Origin of the sequence: Bradyrhizobium septentrionale (genome assembly GCF_011516645.4) — a bacterium.
GTDB lineage: Bacteria > Pseudomonadota > Alphaproteobacteria > Rhizobiales > Xanthobacteraceae > Bradyrhizobium > Bradyrhizobium septentrionale.
The window spans coordinates 292,007-318,808 of sequence record NZ_CP088285.1 but is presented as its reverse complement, the minus strand read 5'-3'; the positions used below and the strand labels follow the sequence as shown (position 1 = coordinate 318,808).

Here is a 26,802-nt window from a genome sequence, read left to right as displayed (position 1 = left end):
GACGTGCCGCCGGCGTCAGGTCCTGGCGGCGCGCGGTGCGCGCGATGCAATCCGCGCCGAATGCAAATTTGCGCCTTGCGCCAGATGCTTCCGCCGCGACATCAGCACCGGGCGAGACCGATCGCCACAGCACAACCGGGCTGGCAAGGATTTCGCATAGCAACATCGAGCTGTGACCGCGACGATGCGACGCTGCCGAAAATTTGGACGCTGAGCCCGCGCCGCGATCTCGCGAACACGAGAACCGTGGAGGCTTGAAATGAATCAGCACGCCGTCGTCAGCAAATTCTCCCACGTCAAACCAGGTGACACCGATTTCAAGGGCGGAGGTCTGCGCGACTTCTTCCTGTATCGCGATCTCGGCATCGCCGACGCCACCGGCGGGCAGGTGATCTGCCATCTGGTCAAGGCCAATCCCGATCTGCCGCCGGAGCAGGGCACCGGCTGGCACAAGCATCTGTGCGATTTCCAGATCGTCATCATGACCAAGGGCTGGGCCCGCTTCATGTACGAGGACAAGGAGACGCTGGTCGAGGCCGGCGACGTCATCCATCAGCGCCCCGGCATCACCCACTACCTGTTCGATTACTCGAAGGACATGGAATACCTCGAGATCGTCAGCCCGGCCGATTTCAAGACCGTGGATGTGCCGCCGGCGACCGAGACGGTGCCGCCGGTCACGCCGTGGAAATGACCGCGAGGAGGGATCGCAATGTCGTCTGCGGAGGAATTAACCTTTGTCGTCGGCCGCTGGCTGCGGCCGATCATCGTGCTTCTGTATGTGGTGCGCAGCCTCGGGCTAATGACCACATCTAGCCGTGAACAACGGAGTACGGCGCTCGATCAGTGATTCGGACGCGGTTCGTTCCACCCGCGTTCCGAATCTTAAAGTCGTGCGCGTGCGCGTCGCGTTTTGAAACAGCGCTTCTGCGCCGTTACGCCGCGCCCACCTGCTTCAGGCGCGGCATCCGCCAGGCAATGACGTTGACCTCCAGCGCGCCGCCGGTCGTGTCATTGCGCCACTGGCCGTCGATGAAACGGCAGGCGAACGGCAGCTGATACGTTCCGCTGTGATCCTCACAAAGCACTTCCACGCGTTGTTCCGGCGAAGGTTCGCCATTGCCGTCGAATTGCGCCAGCCGTTTTTCGCGCGTAGCCATACGATCTGTCTCCACTGCCCAAGGTCGAGCCAAAAGGGGTCGAACCAAACGAGTTCCGAAGGCCCCCGTCCCCACGAGTAGTCCTCGCAATGGGTGAAGCACACCGCTTGAATGCGGTTTCAGTGTGGTATGTCTGCCGTGCTTTCAGCGTCGCGAGCACAAAACTGTGAAAGACGCTTCTGACCGGGGGTGATGATGTTCGCTCGTATCGCTGCTGCCTTGCTCGCGCTGATTGCGCTCGGCGTCGTCGGAACTGCGCATGCGCAAGACGTTCCCGGCATCGAGATATGCACCGTCGAGAAGACGATGGAGCGGCGCACTAGTTGTCTGCAGAGCAATGTCGATTTCCTGCAGAAGACCATCAACAAGCTGACATCAGATCATCAGCAGAAGCTCGACGCAGCCAACCGGCAGATCGAAAGCCTGAAGAGTTCGGTCGCGAGTTTGCAGAAGCTCGTCGCCGACCAGCAGGCGGCACAGGCCAAGCTGACCGAAGATTTGAAGAAGAAGGCTGACGCTCCGCCGGTGAAGGATGCGACGCCGGCCGCGAAGGATGGGACGAAATAGCGCACCGTCATTGCGAGCCACCCGGTCGGCGCAAAGCGCCGCCGGATGACAGGCTCCGCGAAGCAATCCATTGCGCCGCATATGCGGATCGATGGATTGCTTCGTCGCTTCAGCGCAAAATTGCTTTGCAATTTTGTCGCGAGCTCCTCGCAACGACGGCGGAAAGAGTCGGGCTCGTCACGCCACCCGATACTGCTCCATCACATCACGATCCGGCTCGTAGCCGAGCCCGGGGCCCTGCGGCACGGCGACATGGCCGTTGGCGTCGACCGCGATGCGATCACCCCACAGGCAGGCGGGGCGCTTCATGAAGAACATTTCGATCAGGCCTTCGTCGCGGACCGCCATCAGATGCAGCGTGGCGAGGAAGCCCGGCCCGAAATAGGGCGAGTGCGGAATCACCTGGACGCCGAACTCGTCGGCGAGCACGGCCACCTTCAGGAATTCGGTGACACCGCCGACCTTGATCACCGACGGCTGCGCGTGGCTGATGGCGCCGGCGGTCATCATCTGGCGGAACTGATGCACGGTGCAGGCGTTCTCGCCGGCTGCGATATCGAGCCGGCCTTCCCGACGCACCTCCGCGAGCGTCGCAAAATCCTCCGGCGGCCAGACCGGCTCTTCCAGGAACATCGGCGCGGCCTGCTTGCAGTCGCGGGCGAATTGTATCGCCGCTGGTCCATCCAGCGGGCAGTTCATGTCGACCATCAGCGGCACGGCGGGGCCGATCGCCTCGCGCGCGGCTGATACCGCGGGCACGGTGGTCTCGTGCAGCTTGATCGCGGCATAGCCAAGTTTGATCGCCTTCCTGCATTCGGCCGCGATCTGCGCGGGATTGCCGATCCGCATCAGGCTTGCATAGGCCGGAATGGAGCTGCGCCGCGCGCCGCCGATCAATTGATGCAGCGGCGTGCCCTTCACCTTGCCGGCCAGATCCCACAGCGCGATGTCGAGCGCCGAGATCGCAAACATCGTGATGCCGTAGCGGCCGAACAGATGCAGATTGCGCTGGATCTGCTCCATCACGGCGGGAATTTGGGCGGCGTCGGGCACGTCGAGGCCGCGGGCCTGCGGCGCGATCATCTCGGTCACCGCCGTGCAACTCGTCTTCGGGCAGACATATGCGAAGGCATCGCCCCAGCCGGTCAGGCCGGCATCGGTCGACACCTCGACCAGCACCATGTCGAGCGCCGAGATCGCGGATGCGCCCTGACGGAAGCTCGCGGGCCCTGCGTCATAGGGAATCCGGACATGGTGGGCGCGGACATCGGTGATCTTCATTGTTGTTGTCCTTCCGATCGCAGGATGTGCCTGGTTCCGGCCATCCCAACTCTTGCCTGTGACGAGTCTTGCTCGTCAATCGTGTCGAAGACGTGGATGCCCGGCTTCGGGCCGGGCATCAGGGACTGCGAAATCGTGGAGAAAGTCGTTACGAGCTCTTCTCGCCGCTCATGACGGGACCGAACCGCTCCCAGCTCTCGCCCTTGAAGCGCATCATCTGCAACTGCTCGATCGGTGCATAGTCGTCCGGCCCGGTCTTGATCTTGGTGCCGGGCAGGTAGACGCCGATCTCGAAGTTGAGGCTGGCCGCCTGCTTGATCAGGTTCTCGCGGGTCAGGTCGTCGCCGCATTGCCGCAACACCTGCTCCAGCCCCTTGGCGACGCCATAGCCGAACACGGTCGAGGCGTCGTTCTGGTCGCCTTCGGGATACCACTTGGTCATGAAAGCGCGCCACTCGTTCATGGGTGGATCGTTCTTCCACTCGTGATCCGCGGGATCCTTCAGATACTGGGTCGACAGGATGTCCTGGCTCGCCTCGTAGCCGGCCGGCTTCATCACGCCGCCGATCGAGACCGAGACGTTGGTCAGGAACTGGACCGGATGCCAGTCCAGCTCGGCGGCCTTCTTGATCGCCTGCGCCGCGAATTTCGGCGTCGCGATGTTGACGAAGATGTCGGGGTTGGCGCCCTTGATTTGCACGATCTGCGAATCGACCGTCGGTGAAGACGTCTCGTAGGAGGATTCGACGATGATCAGCTTCTTGGCCTGATCGCCGAGCCCGTCGTGCAGGCCAATCAGATAGTCCTTGCCGAAATCGTCGTTCTGATAGAGCACGCCGATGGTCTTGCCGGGATATTTTTGCAGAATGTATTTGGCATAGATGCGGGCCTCGACCTGGTAGCTCGGCTGCCAGCCCATGGTCCACGGGAAATTCTTCGGGTCGTTCCACTTGGCGGCGCCGGTGGAGACGAACAGCTGCGGCACCTTCTTGGCATTCATGTATTTCTGGATCGCGGTGTTGCCCGGCGTTCCCAGCGGATTGAAGATCAAAAGCACCTCGTCGCTCTCGACCAGCTTTCGGGCCTGCTCGACCATCTTCGGCGGGCTGTAGGCGTCATCATAGGAAATGAAGTTGACCTTGCGGCCGTTGATGCCGCCCTCGCTGTTGAGCTTGTTGAAATAGGCGGCTTCGGTCTTGCCGATCGTGGCATAGGCGGACGCCGGACCCGAATAGGGCATGATGTTGCCGACCTTGATCTCGGTGTCGGTCGCGCCCGGATCGTATTTCTTCTGTGCGTTGGCGGCGGTTGCAACGGCGATCGTCAAAAGCCCCGCAAGCGCCGCTGATTTGACGCAGTTGACATAGCTCAGGCGTCGGTAGTGCATCATTGTCCTCCCTGACATGCTGGCCGCGGCTCGTGCAGTCTTGATTTTCGGGCAGCTTGATGAGCCGTCGGATCGATGCAACTGCGAGTATGCACGATTGCAACGCTGTTACCAGCGACGGCTTTGCGGGTAATTTCGCGGAGCGGAACCACGGTTTCGCCGCCGCGCAGCAAGGACTGTCAAGCGCCGCGTTCGGCAGACGCGCATGATGTGCGTGCTTTGAAGGAAGGCCGTCGTCCATGAATCCAGCCCAGAAGGCGCTCTGGTACATCGAGGGGCACCTGCGTCGGCCGATGACGCTCGATGACATCGCAGCCATCGCCGGGGTCTCGCGCTTTCATCTGGTGCGGGCATTCGCCGAGGCGACCGGGTTCTCGGTGATGCGCTATTTGCGGGCGCGCCGCCTCAGCGAGGCCGCGCGCGAGCTCGCTGCCGGCGCGCCCGACATCCTCAGCCTGGCGCTGGATGCGGACTACGGCTCCCACGAAGCATTCACCCGCGCGTTCCGCGACCATTTCGGCGTCACACCGGAGGCGGTGCGCGCCACGACGTGCCTGACCAAGCTCAAGCTGCAGGAGCCGATCACCATGATCTCGACAGCTCTCGATCACATCGATCCGCCGCGCATTGCGACCGGCAAGGCCTTTCTCGTGGCCGGCGTCGGCGCGCGCTACAACCACGCCAATGCCAGCACGGCCGGCATTCCGAACCAGTGGGAAGGCTTCCATCAGCAATGCGCGCATATTCCCCGCCAGGTCGGCAACATCGCCTATGGCGTCTGCTGCAATGGCGACGACGCCGGCAATTTCGACTACATCGCAGGTATCGAGGTCGCCGATTTCTCCGACCTGCCGCGCGAGTTCGCGCACGTCAGAATCCCGGCGCAGAAATATCTCGTGTTCACCCACACCGACCACATCTCGACCATCCGCCGCACCGTCAACACGATCTGGAATCGCTGGCTGCCGCAATCCGGCATGAAGGTCGCCGACGCGCCGACCTTCGAGCGCTACGACGAGAAGTTCGACAAGAACAGCGGCAACGGCGGGCTCGAGATCTGGGTGCCGGTGGAGGGGTAAAGGGCGCATGATGCTGCGACGGCCGTGCCGCAAACTCGATGTCGTCCCTGCGGAAGCAGGGACCCATAACCACAGATGTTGATGACGGCCCGCCGCCGGAACGACGAGTCCCGCTTACAACTCTCGCCGCGGAGTATGGGTCCCTGCTTTCGCAGGGACGACGCCAACTATGATGCTGGCACGCGCCCTACATCTGAGTTGCCCGACGGGCGCAAGCCCCCATCGCAAAAAACGTTTCGGTTTATCGTAATTACAGCTCGGTGTATGGTTCGCGAAGCCGCGTCCGCACTACAACTGTCATCGCCCGGCTCGACCGGGCGATCCAGTACGCCGCGGCCCCTCGGCTCATGCACCGGCGTCTCTGGAATACTGGATCACCCGCATGCGCGGGTGATGACACCGAACAGACTGTTCGACAATCGAATCAGAACTCACACGTGCTTGGTACTCGTGAGTGCCTAGGCCTAATGCGACCGCGCCAGGCAGAACGCGACGACCTCTTCCAGCGCCGTCTTCATCGGCGAGGGCGGGAACAGCGCCAGCGCGTCGACCGACATCGCGCCGTAGTGCTGGGCGCGGCTGATCGTGTCTTCGAGCGCGCGGTGCTTGGTCATCAGCCCGATCGCGTGGTCGAGATCGGCAGCGCCGATCTCGCCGCGCTCGAGTGCGCGGATCCAGAACTTGCGCTCGGTGTCGTTGCCGCGGCGGAAGGCGAGCACGACGGGAAGCGTGATCTTGCCCTCGCGGAAATCGTCGCCGACATTCTTGCCGAGTTTTGCGGATTTGCCGCCATAGTCGAGCACGTCGTCGACGAGCTGGAAGGCGATGCCGAGATTCATGCCGACCGAGCGGCAGGCGGTCTGTTCGGCCTTGGGCCGGTTGGCGATCACGGGGCCGACCTCGCAGGCGGCGGCGAACAGCTCCGCGGTCTTGCCGCGGATCACGGCGAGATACTCGTCCTCGGTGGTCGCGGTATTCTTGGCGGCGGCAAGCTGCATCACCTCGCCCTCGGCGATGGTGGCGGCGGCCGCGGACAGGATGTCGAGCGCGCGCAGCGAGCCGACCTCGACCATCATGCGGAACGCCTGGCCGAGCAGGAAGTCGCCGACCAGCACGCTGGCCTCGTTGCCCCACAGCATCCGCGCCGACAATTTGCCGCGGCGCAGCTCGCTCTCGTCGACCACGTCGTCATGCAGCAGGGTCGCGGTGTGCATGAACTCGACCGCGGCGGCGAGTTTGATATGGCCGTCGCCGGAATAGTCGGCGAGCTGGGCCATCGCCAAGGTCAGCATCGGACGCAGCCGCTTGCCCCCGGAGGAGATCAAATGATTGGCGACCTCGGGGATCATGGTGACCTCGGAGCCGGTCCTAGAGAGGATCGTCGCGTTGACGCGCTCCATGTCAGCGGCGAGAAGTCCCACCAGCCCGTCGATCGAAGCATTGGACGGGCTTTCGAAGGGTACAATAACCGCCACGCTGGTCTCCAATTTTGCCGAATTCGCACTATGCTCAGCTATAACAATAGAAACTGCGCGGTGCAGCGGCAAGGCCATCAAGTTATTGACATGTGGCGCATTGGCCGCACAGCCGGGCCAACAGGAGAGTGCGTTTTGCGGGAATTGGTACGGACCAATGACATTGTGCTGGTCTCCGCCATCGGCGCGTTGCTCGACAGCGCTAACATCCATCATCTGGTGCTGGACCAGAACATGAGCATCATCGAGGGCTCGCTCGGCGTGCTGCCGCGGCGGATCCTGGTGCATGAGGACGACAACCACGAGGCCCGCCAGCTGCTGACCGACGCCGGCCTCGGCCACGAATTGCGGGCCGATGATTAGAGCGTTTTCAAGCGAAGTGGACCCCGGTTCGCGTGAACAAAACGCGTCAAAAAAGGAGTCTCCGGCCGCTGACATCACCGAGGACGGATTTCTCGGCGGGCAATTGCGCCTGCGGCAGCCGCGCGGCGGCCATCGCGCCGGCCATGACGCGATCCTGCTGGCCGCGGCGACGCCGGCGCGATCCGGCGACCGCGTCGTCGATCTCGGTTCCGGCGTCGGCGCCGCCGGGCTCGCCGTGGCGCGGCGGGTGAGGGGGATCGATCTGGTTCTGGTCGAAATCGATCCGGCGCTGGCCGAGCTCGCACGGAATAATGCAGGTACCAATGCGATCATGGCCGACGTGATCGTGCTCGATGTCGAGGCCCGTGCTGCAGCCTTCGATGACGCCGGCCTGACGCCCGACAGCGCCGACGTCGTGTTGATGAACCCGCCGTTCAACGATCCATCCAGGCACCAGGCCTCGCCGGACGGCGTGCGGGAGCGCGCCCATGTCGCGACCGCGACCACGCTCGCCGGCTGGGTCCACGTCGCGCGACGGATTCTCAAGTCGAACGGGCAGCTTGCGCTGATCTGGCGGGCCGACGGCATCGCCGAAGTGCTGGCCGCGCTGGACCGCGGCTTCGGCAGCCTCGAGATACTGCCGGTTCACGCCGAGGCGACGTCGCCGGCGATCCGAATTCTGGTGCGGGCCGTCAAGGGCGGCCGGGCGCCGGCGCGGCTCCATGCCGCACTGCTGCTCAAGGAAGAGTCAGGTGTGCCCAATAAATGGGTGCAGGAGATTTTGGCGGGAAAGGGGGAATTGCCGCTGGCGCGGCGCTAGCAGGCGCGCTGCCCGCGTCGTCGTTGGCACCAAATTACTGCGAAGCCGTTTCTGACTGGCGATCAGGCGTTGAGGTGAAGTGGATCGCCGCCAGGAGCGCACCGATCAGCAAAATCAGCAGGTAGATCTTCATGAGTCCCTCTCCGCCGCGCGTTGCAACCCCAATGACAAAATGCAAAACGCGTTCCACGGATTCCAATGACAGTGGCGTGATAAAAAGTGGTTAATTCGAGGTAACGGCATGAGTGAACAAATAAGTGATCGCGCCAGACGTTCGGGACTGCTCGAGCGTGCGCAGAAAATGCTTCCGGCGCGGTTCAGGCGCGGCACGGCGGTGGTGCCGGTGGTGCGGCTGTCGGGCGTGATCGGCGCGGTGACGCCGCTGCGGCCCGGCATGACGCTCTCCGGCGTCGCCAAGATGCTGGAGCGTGCCTTTGGCACTCGGAATGCCAAGGCGGTTGCGCTGGTGATCAATTCGCCGGGCGGCTCGCCGGTGCAGTCGCGGCAGATCCATTTGCGCATCCGGCAACTGGCGGCCGAGAAGAAGCTGCCGGTGCTGGTGTTCGTCGAGGACGTCGCGGCCTCCGGCGGCTACATGATCGCCTGCGCCGGCGACGAGATCTATTGCGACCCGTCCTCGATCCTGGGCTCGATCGGCGTGGTCGGCGGCAGCTTTGGCCTCGAGGGGCTGATCAAGAAGATCGGGGTCGAGCGCCGGCTTTATACGGCGGGCAGCCACAAGGCGATGCTCGACCCGTTCCTTCCCGAGAACCCTGATGACGTCGCCCGGCTGAAGGCGATCCAGCGCGAGATCCATGCGATCTTCATCGCGCTGGTGAAGCAGAGCCGCGGCAGCCGCCTCAAGGGTGCCGACGACGCGCTGTTCACCGGCGAGTATTGGGCGGGCGACACCGCGATCGGTCTCGGGCTTGCCGACGCCATCGGCGACCTCCGCTCCACCTTGCGCGCCCGCTATGGCGAGAAGGTGCTGACCCCGGTGATCGCGCCCGCGAGCGGCATGCTGTCCGGCCTGCTCGGCCGCAGGGCGGCGGGGGCGGGCTCGCTGGCGGCGCTGGACGGCATCGCCGCGCTGCCGGACGATCTGATCTCGGCATTGGAAACACGGGCGATTTGGGCCAGATTCGGGCTGTGAACACACGGTTGTGAGCGCGCCATTTAGTCCCAAAAGTGCGATTGCGGCGCAGGCCCGCTTGCGTAAGAATGCCTGTCATTGGGGGCCTGACAGACGTGAACGACAAGGATCGACCGATGCCGCCGCTGATTGCATTCGCAGGCGTCCTGGGTGGCTTGGCCGTGGTCCGCTGGGCATACAAGACGGCCGTCCGGATCAACCAGGAACTGGAAGAGGCGCGATTGTCCCGCGTGGCCGAAGCCGCGCATGCGGGCGAAATCAAGACCCTGCGCCGCGACCCCGTGACCGGGGCCTATCGCCCGGGCTAAGGCCTTAGGTCTCCCAATCTTGCCATTCAGGGATTGTGCTCCCTCTCCCGCTTGCGGGGGAGGGTCGGGGTGGGGGCTCTATCCGCGAGTCGTATCGTGGATAGAGCCCCCACCCGGATCGCATCCAAAGATGCGATCCGACCTCCCCCGCAAGCGGGAGAGGTGACGATAGCTCGCAGAAACATCCCCATCGCCTTGATTCCATTGGCTGCCGCCGATACGGTCCCGCGCGCTTCACAACCCCCCTCGCGAGACCTGTCGTGACGATGGACGCCCTGCCTGACCACATGCGCCCGGAACGTTCGTTCCAGGGCTTCATCCTGGCTCTCCAGCGATTCTGGGCCGAGCAGGGTTGCGTCATCCTGCAGCCCTACGACATGGAAATGGGCGCCGGCACCTTCCATCCTGCGACCACGCTGCGCGCGCTGGGGCCAAAGCCCTGGAACGCGGCCTATGTGCAGCCCTCGCGGCGGCCCAAGGACGGCCGCTACGGCGAAAATCCCAACCGGATGCAGCACTACTACCAGTTCCAGGTGATCATGAAGCCGTCGCCGCCGAACCTTCAGGACCTGTACCTGAAGTCGCTCGCCGCGATCGGCATCGATGCCGCCATCCACGACATCCGCTTCGTTGAGGACGATTGGGAGAGCCCGACCCTGGGCGCCTGGGGTCTGGGGTGGGAATGCTGGTGCGACGGCATGGAAGTCTCGCAGTTCACCTACTTCCAGCAGGTCGCCGGCGTCGAATGCGTGCCGGTCGCGGGCGAGCTCACCTACGGGCTCGAGCGGCTCGCGATGTATGTGCAGGGCGTCGACCGCGTCTACGACCTCAACTTCAACGGCCGCGAGGGCGCCGAGAAGGTCACCTATGGCGACGTCTTCCTGCAGGCCGAGCAGGAATATTCGCGGCACAATTTCGAGTATTCCGACACCGCGATGCTGTTCGAGCAGTTCAGGATGGCCGAGGACGCCTGCCGCAAATATCTCGCCGCCGGCTGGCAAGAAAATTCTAAGAGCTTGGGCGGCAACCAGAAGGAACATCTGATGGCCTTGCCGGCCTACGACCAGTGCATCAAGGCGAGCCACGTGTTCAATTTGCTCGATGCCCGCGGCGTCATCTCGGTGACGGAGCGGCAGAGCTACATCGCCCGCGTGCGCGACCTGGCGAAGGCCTGCGGCGAGGCATGGATCCACACTGAAACGGGCAGGGCGGTCTGATGCCCGATCTTCTCCTCGAACTGTTCTCCGAAGAAATTCCCGCGCGCATGCAGGCGAAGGCGGCGGACGATCTGCGCCGCATGGTGACCGACAAGCTGGTCGCCGAGGGTCTGGTCTATGAAGGCGCCAAGGCGTTCGCGACCCCGCGGCGGCTGGCGCTCACCGTGCACGGCATTCCGGCACGCCAGCCCGACCTGAAGGAAGAGCGCCGCGGCCCGCGCGTCGGCGGACCCGAGCCCGCGATCCAGGGATTCCTGAAGGCCACCGGCCTGTCCTCGATCAGCGAGGCAAAAATCCAGACCGATCCGAAGAAGGGCGATTTCTACATCGCGCTGATCGAAAAGCCCGGCCGCGCCGCGATCGACGTGATCGCGGAAATGCTGCCGGTGATCATCCGCACCTTCCCCTGGCCGAAATCGATGCGCTGGGGTGCGCGCTCGGCGAAATCAGGCTCGCTGACTTGGGTGCGCCCGCTGCACGCCATCACCGCGACCTTCGGTCTGGAGACCGAGGAGCCCGATGTCGTGAAATTCTCCGTCGACGGCATCGAGGCCGGGCAGACCACCTACGGCCACCGCTTCATGGCACCAGCCGCGATCTCGGTACGCCGCTTCGAGGACTACGAGGCCAAGCTGAAGGCCGCCAAGGTCATCCTCGATCCGCAGGCGCGCAAGGACATCATCCTTGAGGACGCCAAGGAGCTCGCCTTCGCGCAAGGCCTCGAGCTGGTTGAGGATCAGGTGCTGCTCGACGAGGTCTCGGGCCTCGTCGAATGGCCTGTCGTGATGATGGGATCGTTCGAGAAGGAATTTTTGGCAATCCCCGACGAGGTGATCCGCGCCACCATCCGCAACAACCAGAAATGCTTCGTGGTCAAGGATCCCAAGACGGGGAAGCTGACCAACAAGTTCGTGCTGACCGCCAACATCGAGGCGCCCGACGGCGGCAAGACCATCGTCGCCGGCAATGAGCGCGTGATCCGTCCGCGGTTGAGCGACGCGAAGTTCTTCTACGAGACCGACCTGAAGACCAGGCTGGAAGACCGGCTGCCGAAATTTGAGCAGATCGTGTTCCACAAGGAGTTGGGCTCACAGGCGGATCGCATCAGGCGAATTGAACGATTGGCCGCAGAGATCGCGCCGCTGGTCGGCGCCGACGTGGAGAAGACCAAACGCGCTGCGCAACTCGCTAAGGCGGACTTGCTGACCGAAGTCGTCGGCGAATTCCCCGAGCTGCAGGGCCTGATGGGCAAGTACTACGCGCTTGAGCAGGGCGAGGACGCCTCCGTCGCGGCCGCGAGCGAGGAGCACTGGAGGCCGCAAGGGCCTGCGGATCGCGTGCCAACCGATCCGGTGAGCGTGGCCGTGGCGTTGGCTGACAAGCTCGATATGCTAGTTAGCTTTTGGGCAATTCTTGAGGAGGCGTCGAGCTCGAAAGATCCGTTCGCCCTACGACGAGCAGCGTTCGGCGTGATTCGAATAATCGAGTCCGGCGTGCGGCTGAGGCTTGAGTCGACGTTTCTAGATCATCTTGAGAAAACGGTTAGCTACCAGACCACGATTACGCCTGCGGGCAACGCAGTTGAAATCGCCATGATGTTTCAAAAATTTGAGATGATGCGTGCACACAAGGCGATTGAGCGACCAATCACGGACGAAAAAATTTCCGCAAAGATCGACGAATGCAAGGTCGATTTCCGTAAGGTTCTGGAGAATCGGTCCAGTAGGCTTCTCACTTTCTTCGCAGAACGTCTAAAGGGGCAACTCCGCGAACAGGGCGCGCGCCACGACCTCGTCGATGCCGTATTCGCACTTGGAGGCCAAGATGATTTGTTTCTTGTCGTGCATCGCATAGAGGCGCTAGGCAAATTCCTTGATACCGACGATGGCAAGAACCTGCTCGCGGGGACCAAGCGTGCGAATAATATTCTTGCCATTGAAGAGAAGAAGGAACAGCGGAAGTTTGACGGTGTGGCCGATCGCGAACTCTACAAGGTTGAGGAGGAGGCCACGCTCGCGTTCGAGATCGCTAGAGCTAAGCAAAGTACTCTGCGTGCGGTTGAAGCCGAGGACTTTGAAGGTGTTATGGTTCACTTGGCCAGACTTCGCCCCGCGGTCGACGCGTTCTTCGACAAGGTCAAGGTCAACGACGACGATCCAAAGGTGCGCGAAAACCGTCTCAAACTGCTCAACGAGATCCGCGCCGCGACGCGTGCGGTGGCGGATTTCTCCAGGATCGAGGGCTGATTGATGGACCGCGCAACGCTCGCCGCTTACGACAAGGAAGCGGCGGCGTTTGCGCAGGACTGGCACGAGCAGCCGGCGCCGGTCGATCTGCAGGACATCGTCACCCGTTTCTTCATCAAGGGCGGCGTCACAGCCGATATCGGCTGCGGCAGCGGCCGCGAGGTGGCGTGGCTGAATGCCAATGGCTTCCCGGCCGAGGGCTTTGATGCCTCCGAGGGTCTGCTCACGGAAGCTCGCACCCGCCATCCGGCGCTGCGCTTTGCGTATGCCGAACTGCCTGAGCTGTCCGGCATTGCCGCCGACGGCTTCGACAATGTGCTGTGTGAGACCGTGATCATGCATCTCGATCCCGCGCTGATCGCGCCGTCGGTGCGTCGCATGTTCGACATCGTGAAGCCCGGCGGCGTGTTCTATCTGAGCTGGCGTGTCACCGCGAGTGACGATGCGCGTGATACACACGGCCGGCTCTATGCAGCCTTCGATGCGGCCTTGGTGCGGACTGAACTGGCGGCGGCCGAATTGCTGCTCGACGAGGAAGTCGTCAGCGCGTCGTCCGGCAAGGACATTCACCGGCTGGTCGCAAGCAAAGGCAGGCGATGATGACAAGGCTCGCGACATGCGCCTGCGGACAGCTCCGCGTCACCTGTCAGAGCGAGCCTCTCAAGATATCGCTGTGTCATTGCCTGGAGTGCCAGAAGCGGACCGGCAGCACCTATGGCGTCGCGGCGTTCTTTCCGCGCGCCGATGTCGAGCCGCAGGGCGAGGCGCGCGAATACAGCCGTGTCGGCGACAGCGGGTCCGCGGTGGTGTTCCATTTCTGTCCGAATTGCGGGACGTCGGTCTATTGGGAGCCGCGCCGCGCGCCGGATCTGATCGGCGTTGCGGTCGGCGCCTTCGCGGACCCGGATTTTCCCGCGCCGTCGCAATCCGTCTTCCCCCAGCGCCGCCATCGCTGGGTCGTGGACAAATGACCGGCCACCGCCGAGCTGCGTGCTGCGCTGGAAATATTTGGACACAATTTGCAATTTGTTAACCATGCCCTGCGAAGGTCCTGCCGGGTCAACGAATTCTTAAGAAATCGCCCTTTGCGCCAATGCAGAGACCTCCCCGATGACCTCGATCGGCACCACGCCCAATCCCTACGCCCAATACGGTTCGGCCTATGCGCGGGCCGCGGCGACGCCCTCGCTGGCGGCGACCTTGTCGGGCGACGGAACGGCCGGCGATCTCTCAGCGTCCTCGACGTCAAATGCCGCAACCAACCTCACGCTGTCGGATGCCGCCCGCGCCCAAATCGCCAAGGCGCAATTGCCCGACTTCGCAACGGTGACGAGCGATGCGCGGGTCACGCTCGACCGGCTCTACACGGTGGCCGGCGTCAAGGCGCCGATCGTCGACGGCAAGACCACGATCGATCTCTTGACGCTGGATCGCCGTTCGCTGTTTGCGATCTCGACCAACAATGGCGGCAAGTTCACGCCGGACGAGCAGGCGGTTGCTGCCACCGAATTAAAGCAGCGCTTCGACACGGCGCTGGCGCCGTCGCTTGCGACCACGCGCCTGACCGGCGACTACAGCGTCAGCTACAAGGCGGCGCTCGATTATCTCGATGGCGCGAGCGACGAGGAGAAGGCAGCCGCGACCTGGGCCAGCCAGCGCTCCGCAGTGCTCAAAGGCTATCAGGCGACGCAGCAGGATCCGAACACGGCGCCAGCTGGAATTACCGGTGACCCGATCGCGGCCGCGCTGGCGGGAACCACGTCTCCTGCGACGGGCACGACGCGCGACTTCAGCAGCATCGCCAGCGACGTGCGCGCGTTCCTCGATCGGCAGAAGAGCCAGGCTGCGAGCAACGGCAAGGAACTGGTCTACGATGCCAGGCGCAAGACCGGCCAGCTCGCCGACCTGTCCTCGCTCGACAACCGCTCGCTCTCGGCGATCTCGCTGAACCAGGACAAGAAGTTCTCCACCGACGAGATCTTCGCGGCCAAGCAGGAACTCAGCACGCGGACGCGCCTTGCGGTGCTCGACGCGCTGAAGCAGAGCCAGTCCGCCGGCGACCCGCGCCAGTTCAGCCTCGGCATCCTCAAGCAATATTCCTCGATGAGCGCCGAGGAGCGGCAGGCGGCCAACTGGACGCAGGATTTCCAGGATGCCGCGATCAAGAGCTACAAGTCGACCTCGACGCTGCTCTCGATCCTGAAATCGTAGGCATCCATGAAAAACCCCACCCGGTGGGGAGGCCGGGCGGGGCTTTCAAGTCCGGTCGATCTGCGCGCACATCCGCTTGCGCGGCGCCCGGACATCGCGTTCAGGCGGCTGGGGGCTTACTCGACCACCTGAACGATCCGTCGCGAACGCGGCTCGACCAGAACGGTCTCACCATTCACGACGGTGTAGCGATAGGGCGTCGCGCCGAACCGTTGCGGCACGTCGTAATAGGTCACGCCGGCGTCCGGCAGCACGGTGCCGACCACGACCCGATCCGGCACGGTGTAGTTCGGCACGCGCTCGCGCACGATGTATTCGCGGAATGCCGGACGCTGCTCGACCGCGATTGCTCCGTCATCCTCGACGGCGACCGCCGGACCACCGCGGACGATGCCGACGGTCTGGGCCTGTGCGGCAACAGCCGGCACCGCGATCGCGGCAGCAACCGCTGCAACGGCAAGTATTCTGTTTCGCATGGCTCGCTCCATTGTTTTCACGCAGCACGCGGCCTTCGCCAGCGCACATGGCGAGCCAATGCCTCGGGTGAGGTGATGTTCCGGAAAAACCGCCGCCATACACGCGGCATTTTGGAGCAATTTTCGTGAGCTGCGGGAACCTGAGGGCGTGACGGGCGTCTTGATGTGGGAACCCCCGCAGCGGATAAACTGCCGCTCGATTCGCTCCTCCAAAAACCGCCGGAGAAACTTCAATGGTCATCACCGCTGGGCATTTGCCGCACATTGTCGCTCTGATTGCAGGCATCCTGATCCTGATCATGCCGCGGCTGCTCAATTACATCGTCGCGATCTACCTGATCTTTGTCGGGCTGGTGGGGATGGGCCTGTTGCGCTGGCTGCACCTGTAGCGGGAAACCGGGGTTTCGCGGCTTGCGCGGAACCCCCCAAAATGGTGTAAGGCGCGCATCTTCGACCCCTCCTTCCGGATTGTTGTCTGACATGGCCAAAGCCGTCGCGAAGTCCAAGAAAATTGCTGCGAAAACTGCCGAGAAAACTGCAGCGAAATCAAAGCCCTCCGCAGCGGCCCGCAAGGCCGCGCCGGCGCGCAAGGCGCTGAAGAAGAGCGCCCCGAAGGCGGCGCCGAAACCCGCCGCCAAATCGACTGCGAAGCCGGCTGCAAAGCCCGCCAGCAAGGCGCCGGTGAAGGCGGCAACTTCAGCGAAAAAGGCAGCCCCGGCTGCGATCAAGGCCGGCAAGTGGGTCTATACGTTCGGTGACGGCAAGGCCGAGGGCCAGGCGACCTTGCGCGATCTGCTCGGCGGCAAGGGCGCCAACCTCGCGGAAATGGCCAATCTCGGTCTGCCGGTGCCTCCCGGCTTCACCATTCCGACCTCGGTCTGCACCTATTTCTACGATCACGACAAGACGTATCCGAAGGAATTGAAATCTCAGGTTGAGAAGGCGCTCGATTATGTCGGCAAGCTGACCGGCAAGACCTTCGGCGATGCCGGGAACCCGCTGCTGGTCTCGGTGCGCTCGGGTGCGCGCGCCTCGATGCCGGGCATGATGGACACCGTGCTCAATCTCGGCCTCAACGACCGCACGGTCGAAGCGCTCGCCGAGCTCTCCGGCGACCGCCGCTTCGCCTATGACAGCTATCGCCGTTTCATCACGATGTATTCCGACGTGGTGCTCGGCTTCGAGCATCATCACTTCGAGGACATCCTCGACACCTTCAAGGACGGCCAGGGCTATTCGCTCGACACCGATCTGACCGGCGACGACTGGGTCGAGCTGGTCGGCAAGTACAAGGAAGCGGTCGCCAAGGAGACCGGCCACGACTTCCCGCAGGATCCGCACGACCAGCTGTGGGGCGCGATCGGCGCGGTGTTCTCATCCTGGATGAACGCGCGCGCGGTGACCTACCGCAAGCTGCACGACATCCCGGAATCCTGGGGCACCGCCGTCAACGTGCAGGCGATGGTGTTCGGCAACATGGGCGAGACCTCGGCGACCGGCGTTGCCTTCACCCGCAACCCCTCGACCGGCGAGAGCAAGCTGTACGGCGAGTTCCTGATCAACGCGCAGGGCGAGGACGTCGTCGCCGGCATCCGCACGCCGCAGGACATCACCGAAGAAGCGCGCCAGGAATCCGGCTCCGACAAGCTGTCGATGGAAGCCGCGATGCCGCACGCCTTCAAGGAGCTGACGCGGATCTACACGCTGCTCGAGAAGCACTACCGCGACATGCAGGACATGGAGTTCACGGTCGAGCAGGGCAAGCTGTGGATGCTGCAGACCCGCGGCGGCAAGCGCACCGCGAAGGCGGCGCTGCGCATCGCGGTCGAGCTCGCCAATGAAGGCCTGATCTCCAGGAAGGACGCGGTGACGCGGATCGATCCGGCCTCGCTCGATCAGCTGCTGCACCCGACCATCGATCCGGCCGCCAAGCGCGACGTGATCGCGACCGGCCTGCCGGCGTCGCCGGGTGCTGCCTCCGGCGAGATCGTGTTCTCGTCGGACGAAGCGGCCAAGCTGCAGGCCGACGGACGTAAAGTGATCCTGGTCCGCATCGAGACCAGCCCGGAAGACATCCACGGCATGCACGCCGCGGAAGGCATTCTCACCACCCGCGGCGGCATGACCTCGCACGCGGCGGTGGTCGCGCGCGGCATGGGCAAGCCCTGCGTCTCCGGCTGCGGCACCATCCGCGTCGATTACGGCCGCGGCACCATGAGCATCGGTTCGCGCACCTTCAAGACCGGCGACGTCATCACCATCGACGGCTCTGTCGGCCAGGTGCTGGCCGGCCGGATGCCGATGATCGAGCCGGAACTGTCCGGCGAGTTCGGCACGCTGATGGGCTGGGCCGACGAGGTCCGCAAGCTCGGCGTCCGCGTCAACGGCGACACGCCCGATGACGCGCGCACCGCGGTGAAGTTCGGTGCCGAAGGCATCGGCCTCTGCCGCACCGAGCACATGTTCTTCGAGGAGACCCGCATCCGTACCGTGCGCGAGATGATCCTCTCCGAGGACGAGCAGTCGCGCCGCGCCGCGCTGTCGAAGCTGCTGCCGATGCAGCGCGCCGACTTCGTCGAGCTGTTCGAGATCATGAAGGGCCTGCCCGTCACGATCCGGCTGCTTGATCCGCCGCTGCACGAGTTCCTGCCGCACACCCAGGCCGAGATCGAGGAAGTGGCGCGCGCCATGAACACCGATCCGCGCAAGCTCGCCGACCGCGCCCGTGAACTGTCCGAGTTCAACCCGATGCTCGGCTTCCGCGGCTGCCGTCTCGCGATCGCCTATCCTGAAATCGCCGAGATGCAGGCGCGCGCGATCTTCGAGGCCGCCGTCGAAGCCGGCAAGCGCACCGGCAAGCCGGTCGGCCTCGAGGTGATGGTTCCGCTGATCGCGACCAAGGCCGAGTTCGATCTGGTCAAGGCGCGGATCGATGCGACCGCCAAGGCGGTGATGAAGGAAACCGGCGCCAAGCTGACCTACCAGGTCGGCACCATGATCGAGCTGCCGCGCGCCTGTCTGATGGCGGGCGAGGTGGCCGAGACCGCAGAGTTCTTCTCGTTCGGCACCAACGACCTGACGCAGACCACCTACGGCATCAGCCGCGACGACGCCGCGAGCTTCCTCGGCACCTATGTCGCCAAGGGCATTCTCGAGATCGATCCGTTCATCTCGGTCGATCGCGACGGCGTCGGCGAGCTGGTCAGGATCGGCGTCGAGCGCGGCCGCAAGACGCGTCCGAACCTGAAGGTCGGCATCTGCGGCGAGCACGGCGGCGATCCGGCGTCGGTTGCGTTCTGCCACGAGGTCGGGCTCGACTACGTGTCCTGCTCGCCCTATCGCGTGCCGATCGCGCGTCTCGCCGCAGCCCAGGCCGCGCTCGGCAAGGCCGCCGCCAGCCAGGCGTAACTAGCTGGCGCAAGCTACGTAGGTCACAAACGACGTATGCCCGGGCTTGTCCCGGGCATACGGGTTTCTGGAGCGCTGCAAGCGGATATCGTCATTGCGAGCCACCCGGTCGGCGCGAAGCGCCGCCGGATGACAGGCTCCGCCAAGCAATCCATCGCGCCGCTTGCTGAGACATGGATTGCTTCGTCGCTAGCGCTCCTCGCAATGACGGTGGAGGCTGCGTGCAAGACTTTGTTCACCATCTTCGTTGACCGGATGTTCACGACCTTCATGCGCCGCGCATTTACCAAGGCGCGCGATGCAACGCGCGAAGACTCTGCGATTGCTTGAGTGTAGCGCGCGGGCAACGCCGATTAACTCCGCGGCAACCTAAACAAGTTAGCAACGGGAAAGGTCGAATTGCGCGGATGTACCGCGTTCGATTGCACTCAGTAAGCGTTGCGTGAGCGTACGATGTTTGTGTCGCGTAACCAGCCGAAGGGCGCACGTCTTGCGCTCTTCGGTCTCGGTCTTGGCATCTTCGCACTGATGCCGACCGAGATCGGATATCAGGATATTGCTTCGCTTTTGGCCCGGCAGCCCGGCGTCGCCGAGCGCTGGCAGAAGCGCGTCTTCGCCTCCGCGGTCGGCTCGATCCAGGTCGCCACCTACAGCTTCGGCCGTCCGATCGGAACATCCGCGCCGCAGGACCCGCAGATCCTGCTCGCCAGGCTGGACAATTCGAGCGTCGATATCACCGGCACGGTGACGCGCAATCCGATCGCGGCGCCGCCGCCGCGTTACGCGGCATCCGATTTTCCCAAGGTCGATCGCACCATGAAGGGCGATCGTCTCGTGGTCAGGCGGCCCGATCAGGTCGAGCCTGCAGAGCCCGCAAACACGGCGCCGGCGAACGAGGATCCCACGACATCGAATTCGTCGGTCAAGGGCATGAAGACCGCGACCGCACCGGCCGACAGCGCGCCGCTCGATCCGGAATTGCAGGAAGCGCTGCGCGCGCCGCCGCTGCCGCAATATGCCAAGCCGTCGCCGCAACAATACGACGTGTCGCTATCGCTCGAGGCCAGCCCGCTCGACGATCTGAAGCCGGCGCCCGCGAAGCCTGCTGCTGCGCCCGCCGATGCAGCGCATGAGCGCGACCCGTTTGCATTCAAGACCGCAAGCCTGTTCTTCGGCTCGTCGCTCGGCACGCCCGAGAATCTCGAGCGTTGGCAGCCCGGCGAGGCGCCGGTCGTCGTGATGCCGGTAGCGCAGCCCGATCCCGACATGAAGGTGATGGCGTCATTGCCGGTTGATGCCGACGGCCCGGTCAGGGCCGGCGAGATGGGCGAGAGCATCGCGCCGAAGGGCGAGGTCAACGCCGACGACCAGCACACCAAGACGCCGGCGGAGCGGCTCGGCCTATTCGACGACAAGTCGCGCGCCAAGTCGGAGAAGTGCCTGGCTGAGGCGGTCTACTTCGAAGCCCGCGGCGAAGCAGTGCGCGGCCAGATCGCAGTCGCCCAGGTGGTCTTGAACCGCGCTTTCTCCGGCAAATATCCGGAGACGGTGTGCGGCGTGGTCTATCAGAACAAGAACCGCCACTACGCCTGTCAGTTCACCTTCGCCTGCGACAACACCGCCGACGTCGTCCGCGAGCCCGATATGTGGGACCGCGCCAAGAAGATCGCGAAAGCGATGCTCGACGGCAAATTGTGGCTGCCCGAAGTCGACCGCTCGACCCACTACCATGCCTATTGGGTGCGGCCGTCCTGGGTCAGCGAAATGAAGAAGATGTACAAGTTCGGCGTCCACACCTTCTATCGCCCGCGCGCCTGGGGCGACGGCAGCGACGCGCCGAGCTGGGGCAACCCGGCCGAAACCGCCAAGATCTCGGCGCAGCTCGCCGAGGCAGCCCAGAGTTCGGCCGAGCAGGCCAGCGCCAGGCGATAGGGCCTTCGGTCGCCTTGTTCCCGGGTGCGGCATGCCCGAAATGACGCGCGTCATCCTTTCCAATTCTGCAGAGCAGCCCTGCGGGCGAAGATTTTTCTCCGGCTCCCTCTTGGGCTTTTCATGCATATGCATTAACTCCCCGTAATGTTCGGCGGGGTGGTTCCCCCGCAGCAGTTGCGGGGAAAGACAACATGGCCGTTACCACCGGGGATCTTCGACCGGCGTCCGGCACCTGGCGTACGCCACTCGTGATCATCGTCTGCGGCTGCGCGATCGCATTGTTGAGCTTCGGCCCGCGCTCCAGCCTCGGCTTCTTCGTGCAGCCGATGGGCCATGAATTCGCCTGGGGCCGCAACGTGTTCGGCCTCGCGCTGGCGCTGCAGAACCTGTTGTGGGGTCTCGGCCAGCCGATCGCAGGCGCGATTGCCGACCGCTTCGGCCTGCTGCGCGTGATGATCGTCGGCGCGCTGCTTTACGCTGCCGGCCTGCTGCTGATGCGCTACTCGACGACGCCGCTGTCGCTCGACATCGGCGCCGGCGTCCTGATCGGCTTCGGGCTGTCGGGCTCCTCGTTCAACCTCGTTCTGTCGGCGTTCAGCAAGCTGCTGCCACCCGCGCAGCGCGGCATTGCGCTCGGCGCCGGCACCGCCGCGGGCTCGTTCGGCCAGTTCCTGTTCGCGCCGTTCGGCGTTGCGATGATCGACAATTTCGGTTGGCAGACTGCGCTGCTGGTGTTCGCCGCGCTGATGCTGCTGATCCTGCCGCTGTCGCTGGCGCTCTCGACGCCGCCGGCAGAGACGCATGATGCCGCGCCTGCCGATCAGCAATCGTTCAAGACCGCGCTGGCGGAAGCCTTCGGCCATCGCTCCTACGTGTTGCTGGTGCTCGGCTTTTTCACCTGTGGTTTCCAGCTCGCTTTCATCACCGTGCATCTGCCGGCCTATCTCGCCGACCGCGGCATTCCGGCCTCGACCGGCGGCTGGGTGATCGCGGCGATCGGCCTGTTCAACATCGTGGGCTCGCTCAGCGTCGGCTGGCTGCAGAACGTATTCCCGAAGCGCTACATCCTGTCGGTGATCTATTTCACCCGCGCGCTGTCGATCATCGCCTTCATCTCGTTCCCGATCACGACCTTCTCGGCGATTGCATTCGGCGCAATCTCTGGCCTGACCTGGCTCTCCACGGTGCCGCCGACCTCGGCGCTGGTTGCGCTGATGTTCGGCACGCGCTGGTTTGCGACGCTGTATGGCTTCGCCTTCGTCAGCCATCAGGTCGGCGGCTTCCTCGGGGTCTGGCTCGGCGGCATCGTATTCGAGCAGTTCGGTTCCTACACGCCGATCTGGTGGCTGTCGGTGCTGTTCGGCGTGCTGTCGGCGCTGATCAACCTGCCGATCGTCGAAAAGCCGGTCGTGCGCCCGGTTGCGCAGCCTGCCTGATGGGTTAAACACTGCTCCGAAACCAAGATTACGGGGAGTGCTCATCGTGGCAACGTTCAAGGCAATCAGGATCGACAAGGCGGACAAGGGTACCACCGCCGCACTGACCCAATTCGACGACGCGGAATTGATGGACGGCGACGTCACCGTCCGCGTCGAATGGTCGACGCTGAACTACAAGGACGGCCTCGCGCTGACCGGCAAGGCGCCGGTGGTGCGCCGCTTCCCGATGATCGCCGGCATCGATTTCGCCGGCACGGTCGAGCAATCCAGCCATCCCGACTGGAAGGCGGGCGACAAGGTCGTCTGCAACGGCTGGGGCATGGGCGAGACCCATCTCGGCGCCTATGCCGCAAAGGCCCGCGTCAAAGGCGACTGGCTGGTAAGGCTGCCGGACGGCATCTCGGCCCGCGATGCGATGGCGGTCGGCACCGCCGGCTATACCGCGATGCTGTCGGTGCTGGCGCTCGAGAAGCACGGTCTCACGCCGAAGAGCGGCCCGGTGGTGGTGACGGGCGCTGCCGGCGGCGTCGGCTCGGTCGCGATCGCCGTGCTGTCGAAGCTCGGCTACCACGTCATCGCGTCGACCGGGCGGATGTCGGAGGCCGACTATCTTAAGGGGCTCGGCGCCAGCGAGGTGATCGACCGTGCCGAGCTGTCGGGTGCCCCGAAGGCGCTTGCCAAGGAGCGCTGGGCCGGCGGCGTCGACAGCGTCGGCTCGACCACGCTCGCCAACCTGCTTTCGATGACCAGATACGGCGGCGCCATTGCGGCCTGCGGCCTGGCGGCTGGTATGGACCTGCCGTCGTCGGTCGCGCCCTTCATTTTGCGGGGCGTGTGCCTTCTCGGCATCGATTCCGTGATGTGCCCGATCGAACTCAGGCGGACCGCCTGGCGCCGCCTTGCCAGCGATCTGGACAAGGCAAAACTTGCTGATATCACTCATGAAATCGCGCTGGACGAGGTCATGGGCTTTGGTGCGAAAATCCTCGGCGGCCAGGTCCGCGGACGGATCGTGGTAAAAATAGTCTGAGGACGTTCAGACTTTACCAACCAAGCTGCTCCAATGTTGCCACGGTTGGTATGGTAAGCAGCGGGTAAAGAGACTTGCAGCATGATCCCGGGGGGCCGGGTTTCCTCGCGCAGACGTCGAGAAGCGTCGGTTGCGGGGATCATGCTCAACAAGGAGCGGGTGCCCGCGCTCGTAAGTGGAGTAGCTCATGCTTGCGCGTTTGGTGTTGGGGGCCGTCACGGCCGGGGCAATGGTCGTGCCGGCGTTCGCAGGCATGATGAACGCCGATGAGGCCCGCAAGTTCGTCGCGGGCAAGGTATTCGCCTTCACCTGTTTCGATGGCACGCGCGGCGCCGGCCGCATCCTCGACGACATGGGCGCGGCTGGCTCGGTCCAGTTCTCCGGCTCCGGTCCGATCCGCCATGTGCGCCTGCCCGGCAATACGCTGCAGATCCGCGGCCAGAGCGTTTGCGCGTCGCTGAAAGGCATTCCGTTCGAGCCGTGCTTCAACCTCGACAAGCAGGACGAGCGCTCGTTCCGTGGCTCGGTCTCCGGCATGGGCTTCGCCTATTGCGAATTCCGCCACCAGGGCGGCCAGCAGATGCTGATGGCGCGCGCGGTGGCGCGGCCGCGCTCGCTGCACCCGCGCACCCGATCCGCGGATGCCTCGCAGACTGAAGTGTCGCGCGTAGAGACGCCGCAGGTCGGAAGCGCAAAGCTCGAGCCGGTCAAGGCCGAACCCGCCAAGGTCGAGAGCGCGCCGGAGTTGCGCCGCTCCACCGACTAACGCTCTGCTGACCAACGTTTCATCTGCGCGTTAACGGGAATAGCGCCGCCAAGCCGTAGTCATACGGATGGCGGTCGCCACGCGTTGTTATCTACTCAATACCCAGCGTTCGCCGATAGGGGCGGGATGTGGGGGCTCCGATTTTGAGTAGTCATATGGCGCAGTATTTTTTCCGGATCAGTGACGGCGATTACGCTGGCGCGTCCGACCACGCGACGGAGTTTGAAAGCCGTGATGTGGCCTGGGCCGAGATGACCAAGGTCTGCGGCAATTTCCTCGGCAGCATTTCGCGCAATCTGAAGCAGAACAGCGAATGGCACATGGAGCTGCTCGACGAGGGCAGAAAGCCGGTGTTCAGGATTCGCCTGGTCGCCGAGTCCGTCGACTAATTCTCCTCGTGGCGTGGCGCATGCGTTCACCCTCAAGTGAGCCGCGAGTCCGTCGCCTTGCCTCGCCGTCACCCAGCTGGTCGTCTCGCCAGACACCCTGACCCGCGACTTTGGTGTTCACTTCCCAACGCTCGCGGCTACCTGGGCGCGTCGCTTTTTCCAACTCAATCGCACTGCGTTCGTTCTTCAGGCATCCCATCGTCGGCGCCGGTAGTCTTACGGAGGCTGTGTTAACCAAACATCGAGCAGCGTGCCACATTATGCCGCACTCGCCCCCTCGCACGGGCGGTTGGAATCGCGTCGGAAATGCACCTGTCGTTCGGAGAGCTCCGTGACACGATTTATTCAGGACATGCGTATCGGGACAAAGCTTGCGATCACGTCGATAGCGGCCGTGCTGTTGGTCGGGTTGATGATCTTTCTGCAGATGACTGGCGCCGCTGATATTCGCAAGGTGACGTTGTATGCCGCTGGGCAGCAAGCCATCGTCGGCGATGCAGCCGCCACCATGGCAGAGTTGCGCGGCATGCAGATGGCAGTCCGCGACATCCTGCTCGCAGGATCGGAAGCTGAGCTGCAAAAGGCCGATGAAGTTTTTCTGCAACGCAAGACCTCGGCGCTCAAATATGCCGGAGAGATGGCGCGATTGTCCAAATCGCCCGAGAACGGTCAGCGGATCGCACGGATTCCGGTTTTGATCGAGGCGTTCGACAAGGGCAAGGGACAGCTCGAGGTCCTGCGCAGGCGAACCATCGATCTGGAAGCGAAGCGGGTCGCGGGCGACGCCAATCCGGAAACGGCGGCGCAGCTCTCCAGGTTCGCGGATCAGATCGCGCAGATCCGCAAGGATGTGACCCTTCCTATCAATGTCGAAACCGAGAGTAACGCCGAGAAGATTGCCGAGTTCGCCAGGCACCGCAGCGAAGATGCGCGGTCGGCCGCCGAGGCGGAGGAAGCTTCGGTCGAACGTACCTTGTTCTCGGTTGGCAGCGGTGTTGCGTTGCTGCTGATCGCGAGCTGGTTTTTCTCGCTGTTCACGGTGGTCCGCCCGATACGCGCCTTGACGGTTGCGATGAAAGAGCTCGCCGGCGGCAATCTTGGCGTGGTCCTTCCGGGGCTCGGCCGCAAGGACGAAGTAGGCGGCGTGGCCGACGCGGTGGAGAGGTTCAAGCTTATGTCCGAGCAGAAGGCCCGCGACGAGACGGCGGCCAAGGTCAAGCAGGATGAACTCACGGCGGAACGGCGCAAGGCGGAGATGTTCAAGCTCGCCGACGCGTTCGAAGGCGCGGTCGGCGAGATCATCGAGACCGTCTCCTCGGCATCGACCGAACTCGAGGCTTCCGCGGGCACGCTGACGTCGACTGCCGAACGGGCGCAGGAACGCGCCACAGTGGTGGCCGCGGCCTCAGGGGAGGCCTCTGCGAACGTGCAGTCGGTGGCGTCGGCGACCGAGGAATTGTCGTCTTCGGTCAGCGAGATCAGCCGCCAGGTCCAGGAATCGGCGCGCATGGCCAGCGATGCTGTCGGTCAAGCGCACGTCACCAACGATCGCGTCAGCGAGTTGTCGAAAGCCGCGACCCGGATCGGTGATGTCGTCGAGCTGATCAGCACCATTGCCGGCCAGACCAATCTCCTTGCGTTGAATGCGACTATCGAGGCCGCACGTGCAGGCGAGGCCGGCCGCGGCTTCGCCGTGGTTGCTTCCGAAGTGAAGGCGCTGGCCGAGCAGACGGCGAAGGCGACCGGTGAAATCGGACAACAGATCTCCAGCATCCAGGTGGCGACGCAGGAATCGGTCAAGGCTATCGAACAGATCAGTGGCACGATCGAGCGTCTGGCGGAAATCTCCTCGGCTATCGCTGCAGCTGTAGAAGAGCAGGGCGCGGCAACGCAGGAAATATCGCGCAACGTGCAGCAGGCCGCGCACGGCACCGAGCAGGTTTCAGCCAACATCACCGACGTTCAGCACGGCGCAACCGAGACGGGCTCCGCCTCCTCGCAGGTCTTGGGGGCCGCACGATCGCTGTCGGGCGATAGCCAGCGCCTCAAACTCGAGGTCGCGAACTTCCTCAGGACGATTCGCGCGGCGTGATGC

At 63.9% G+C, this 26,802-nt stretch carries 27 protein-coding genes; 22 read left to right on the top strand and 5 right to left on the bottom strand.

Features of this window, described 5'->3' with window-relative positions; genetic code table 11:
- Positions 1 to 259 precede the first annotated feature (259 nt).
- Both HAP48_RS03480 and HAP48_RS03475 read left to right on the top strand, forming a co-directional pair.
- Positions 260 to 694, top strand: coding sequence for a cupin domain-containing protein (locus HAP48_RS03480; protein ID WP_166214727.1), 435 nt, complete (start codon positions 260 to 262; stop codon positions 692 to 694).
- Positions 695 to 712: 18 nt separating this feature from the next.
- Positions 713 to 850 (top strand): hypothetical protein, encoded by a 138-nt coding sequence (locus tag HAP48_RS03475; protein WP_166214729.1) that lies wholly within the window; start codon positions 713 to 715, stop codon positions 848 to 850.
- Between the two features lie 85 nt (positions 851 to 935).
- On the opposite strand, the gene HAP48_RS03470 is transcribed toward HAP48_RS03475, so the two are convergent.
- Positions 936 to 1,160, bottom strand: a complete 225-nt coding sequence (locus HAP48_RS03470) for a hypothetical protein (RefSeq protein WP_166214731.1) — start codon at positions 1,158 to 1,160, stop codon at positions 936 to 938.
- Between the two features lie 195 nt (positions 1,161 to 1,355).
- Here HAP48_RS03470 and HAP48_RS03465 point away from each other — a divergent pair, with 195 nt between their 5' ends.
- Positions 1,356 to 1,727 (top strand): DUF3450 domain-containing protein, encoded by a 372-nt coding sequence (locus HAP48_RS03465; protein ID WP_166214733.1) that lies wholly within the window; start codon positions 1,356 to 1,358, stop codon positions 1,725 to 1,727.
- A gap of 177 nt (positions 1,728 to 1,904) precedes the next feature.
- Here HAP48_RS03465 and HAP48_RS03460 read toward each other — a convergent pair whose 3' ends face one another.
- Both HAP48_RS03460 and HAP48_RS03455 read right to left on the bottom strand, forming a co-directional pair.
- Positions 1,905 to 3,008, bottom strand: a complete 1,104-nt coding sequence (locus HAP48_RS03460) for a mandelate racemase/muconate lactonizing enzyme family protein (protein ID WP_166214735.1) — start codon at positions 3,006 to 3,008, stop codon at positions 1,905 to 1,907.
- 148 nt (positions 3,009 to 3,156) lie between these two features.
- A complete protein-coding gene (locus HAP48_RS03455) occupies positions 3,157 to 4,398 on the bottom strand; it encodes an ABC transporter substrate-binding protein (RefSeq protein WP_166214737.1) in 1,242 nt (413 codons plus the stop codon).
- Positions 4,399 to 4,634: 236 nt separating this feature from the next.
- Between HAP48_RS03455 and HAP48_RS03450 the strand changes: the two genes are divergently transcribed.
- Positions 4,635 to 5,474 (top strand): AraC family transcriptional regulator, encoded by an 840-nt coding sequence (locus tag HAP48_RS03450; RefSeq protein WP_166214739.1) that lies wholly within the window; start codon positions 4,635 to 4,637, stop codon positions 5,472 to 5,474.
- Positions 5,475 to 5,938: 464 nt separating this feature from the next.
- Here HAP48_RS03450 and HAP48_RS03445 read toward each other — a convergent pair whose 3' ends face one another.
- Positions 5,939 to 6,949, bottom strand: coding sequence for a polyprenyl synthetase family protein (locus HAP48_RS03445; RefSeq protein WP_029079017.1), 1,011 nt, complete (start codon positions 6,947 to 6,949; stop codon positions 5,939 to 5,941).
- A gap of 135 nt (positions 6,950 to 7,084) precedes the next feature.
- On the opposite strand from HAP48_RS03445, the gene HAP48_RS03440 reads away from it, so the two are divergent.
- The 9 genes from HAP48_RS03440 (at position 7,085) to HAP48_RS03400 (ending at position 15,267) form a co-directional block, all read left to right on the top strand.
- Positions 7,085 to 7,312 (top strand): putative signal transducing protein, encoded by a 228-nt coding sequence (locus HAP48_RS03440; RefSeq protein WP_106320528.1) that lies wholly within the window; start codon positions 7,085 to 7,087, stop codon positions 7,310 to 7,312.
- A complete protein-coding gene (locus tag HAP48_RS03435) occupies positions 7,305 to 8,132 on the top strand; it encodes a tRNA1(Val) (adenine(37)-N6)-methyltransferase (protein WP_224496895.1) in 828 nt (275 codons plus the stop codon). Before HAP48_RS03440 ends, HAP48_RS03435 begins: the two co-directional genes overlap by 8 nt.
- Before the next feature lie 241 nt (positions 8,133 to 8,373).
- Positions 8,374 to 9,285, top strand: a complete 912-nt coding sequence (locus HAP48_RS03430) for a S49 family peptidase (protein ID WP_166214741.1) — start codon at positions 8,374 to 8,376, stop codon at positions 9,283 to 9,285.
- A 116-nt stretch (positions 9,286 to 9,401) separates the two neighbouring features.
- Positions 9,402 to 9,593, top strand: a complete 192-nt coding sequence (locus tag HAP48_RS03425; protein ID WP_029079014.1) for a hypothetical protein — start codon at positions 9,402 to 9,404, stop codon at positions 9,591 to 9,593.
- A 266-nt stretch (positions 9,594 to 9,859) separates the two neighbouring features.
- Positions 9,860 to 10,810, top strand: coding sequence for a glycine--tRNA ligase subunit alpha (locus HAP48_RS03420; RefSeq protein ID WP_166216944.1), 951 nt, complete (start codon positions 9,860 to 9,862; stop codon positions 10,808 to 10,810).
- Complete coding sequence (gene glyS / locus HAP48_RS03415; protein ID WP_166214743.1) at positions 10,810 to 13,056, top strand: glycine--tRNA ligase subunit beta; 2,247 nt, start codon at positions 10,810 to 10,812, stop codon at positions 13,054 to 13,056. The genes HAP48_RS03420 and glyS overlap by 1 nt, the downstream gene beginning before the upstream one ends.
- Before the next feature lie 3 nt (positions 13,057 to 13,059).
- Positions 13,060 to 13,656, top strand: a complete 597-nt coding sequence (locus tag HAP48_RS03410) for a class I SAM-dependent methyltransferase (protein ID WP_166214745.1) — start codon at positions 13,060 to 13,062, stop codon at positions 13,654 to 13,656.
- The gene (locus tag HAP48_RS03405; protein WP_166214747.1) at positions 13,653 to 14,027 is read left to right on the top strand and encodes a GFA family protein; all 375 of its coding nucleotides are present in this window, start codon (positions 13,653 to 13,655) and stop codon (positions 14,025 to 14,027) included. Before HAP48_RS03410 ends, HAP48_RS03405 begins: the two co-directional genes overlap by 4 nt.
- A gap of 139 nt (positions 14,028 to 14,166) precedes the next feature.
- A complete protein-coding gene (locus tag HAP48_RS03400) occupies positions 14,167 to 15,267 on the top strand; it encodes a hypothetical protein (RefSeq protein WP_166214749.1) in 1,101 nt (366 codons plus the stop codon).
- 116 nt (positions 15,268 to 15,383) lie between these two features.
- Here the strand turns inward: HAP48_RS03400 and HAP48_RS03395 are convergent, their stop codons facing one another.
- Positions 15,384 to 15,743 (bottom strand): DUF1236 domain-containing protein, encoded by a 360-nt coding sequence (locus tag HAP48_RS03395; RefSeq protein ID WP_166214751.1) that lies wholly within the window; start codon positions 15,741 to 15,743, stop codon positions 15,384 to 15,386.
- Between the two features lie 233 nt (positions 15,744 to 15,976).
- Between HAP48_RS03395 and HAP48_RS03390 the strand changes: the two genes are divergently transcribed.
- From HAP48_RS03390 to HAP48_RS03350, 9 genes are all read left to right on the top strand, one after another.
- Positions 15,977 to 16,132 carry a DUF3096 domain-containing protein gene (locus HAP48_RS03390; RefSeq protein WP_084518327.1) on the top strand — a complete coding sequence of 52 codons (156 nt, stop codon included), beginning with the start codon at positions 15,977 to 15,979 and terminating at the stop codon, positions 16,130 to 16,132.
- A 91-nt stretch (positions 16,133 to 16,223) separates the two neighbouring features.
- Positions 16,224 to 19,151, top strand: a complete 2,928-nt coding sequence (gene ppdK, locus HAP48_RS03385; RefSeq protein ID WP_166214753.1) for a pyruvate, phosphate dikinase — start codon at positions 16,224 to 16,226, stop codon at positions 19,149 to 19,151.
- Positions 19,152 to 19,187: 36 nt separating this feature from the next.
- A complete protein-coding gene (locus tag HAP48_RS03380; RefSeq protein ID WP_166214755.1) occupies positions 19,188 to 19,481 on the top strand; it encodes a hypothetical protein in 294 nt (97 codons plus the stop codon).
- Positions 19,482 to 19,604: 123 nt separating this feature from the next.
- On the top strand, positions 19,605 to 21,083 hold the full coding sequence (locus HAP48_RS03375) for a cell wall hydrolase (RefSeq protein ID WP_166214757.1): 1,479 nt from the start codon (positions 19,605 to 19,607) through the stop codon (positions 21,081 to 21,083).
- Positions 21,084 to 21,274: 191 nt separating this feature from the next.
- Positions 21,275 to 22,519 (top strand): MFS transporter, encoded by a 1,245-nt coding sequence (locus HAP48_RS03370; protein WP_166214759.1) that lies wholly within the window; start codon positions 21,275 to 21,277, stop codon positions 22,517 to 22,519.
- Positions 22,520 to 22,565: 46 nt separating this feature from the next.
- Positions 22,566 to 23,552: an acrylyl-CoA reductase (NADPH) gene (acuI, locus tag HAP48_RS03365; RefSeq protein WP_166214761.1), complete on the top strand. Its 987-nt coding sequence runs from the start codon at positions 22,566 to 22,568 to the stop codon at positions 23,550 to 23,552.
- A gap of 187 nt (positions 23,553 to 23,739) precedes the next feature.
- Positions 23,740 to 24,318, top strand: a complete 579-nt coding sequence (locus HAP48_RS03360) for a hypothetical protein (RefSeq protein WP_029079002.1) — start codon at positions 23,740 to 23,742, stop codon at positions 24,316 to 24,318.
- 155 nt (positions 24,319 to 24,473) lie between these two features.
- A complete protein-coding gene (locus tag HAP48_RS03355) occupies positions 24,474 to 24,707 on the top strand; it encodes a DUF6894 family protein (protein ID WP_016844381.1) in 234 nt (77 codons plus the stop codon).
- Positions 24,708 to 25,059: 352 nt separating this feature from the next.
- A complete protein-coding gene (locus HAP48_RS03350) occupies positions 25,060 to 26,799 on the top strand; it encodes a methyl-accepting chemotaxis protein (RefSeq protein ID WP_166216947.1) in 1,740 nt (579 codons plus the stop codon).
- The last annotated feature ends 3 nt before the right edge of the window (positions 26,800 to 26,802 follow it).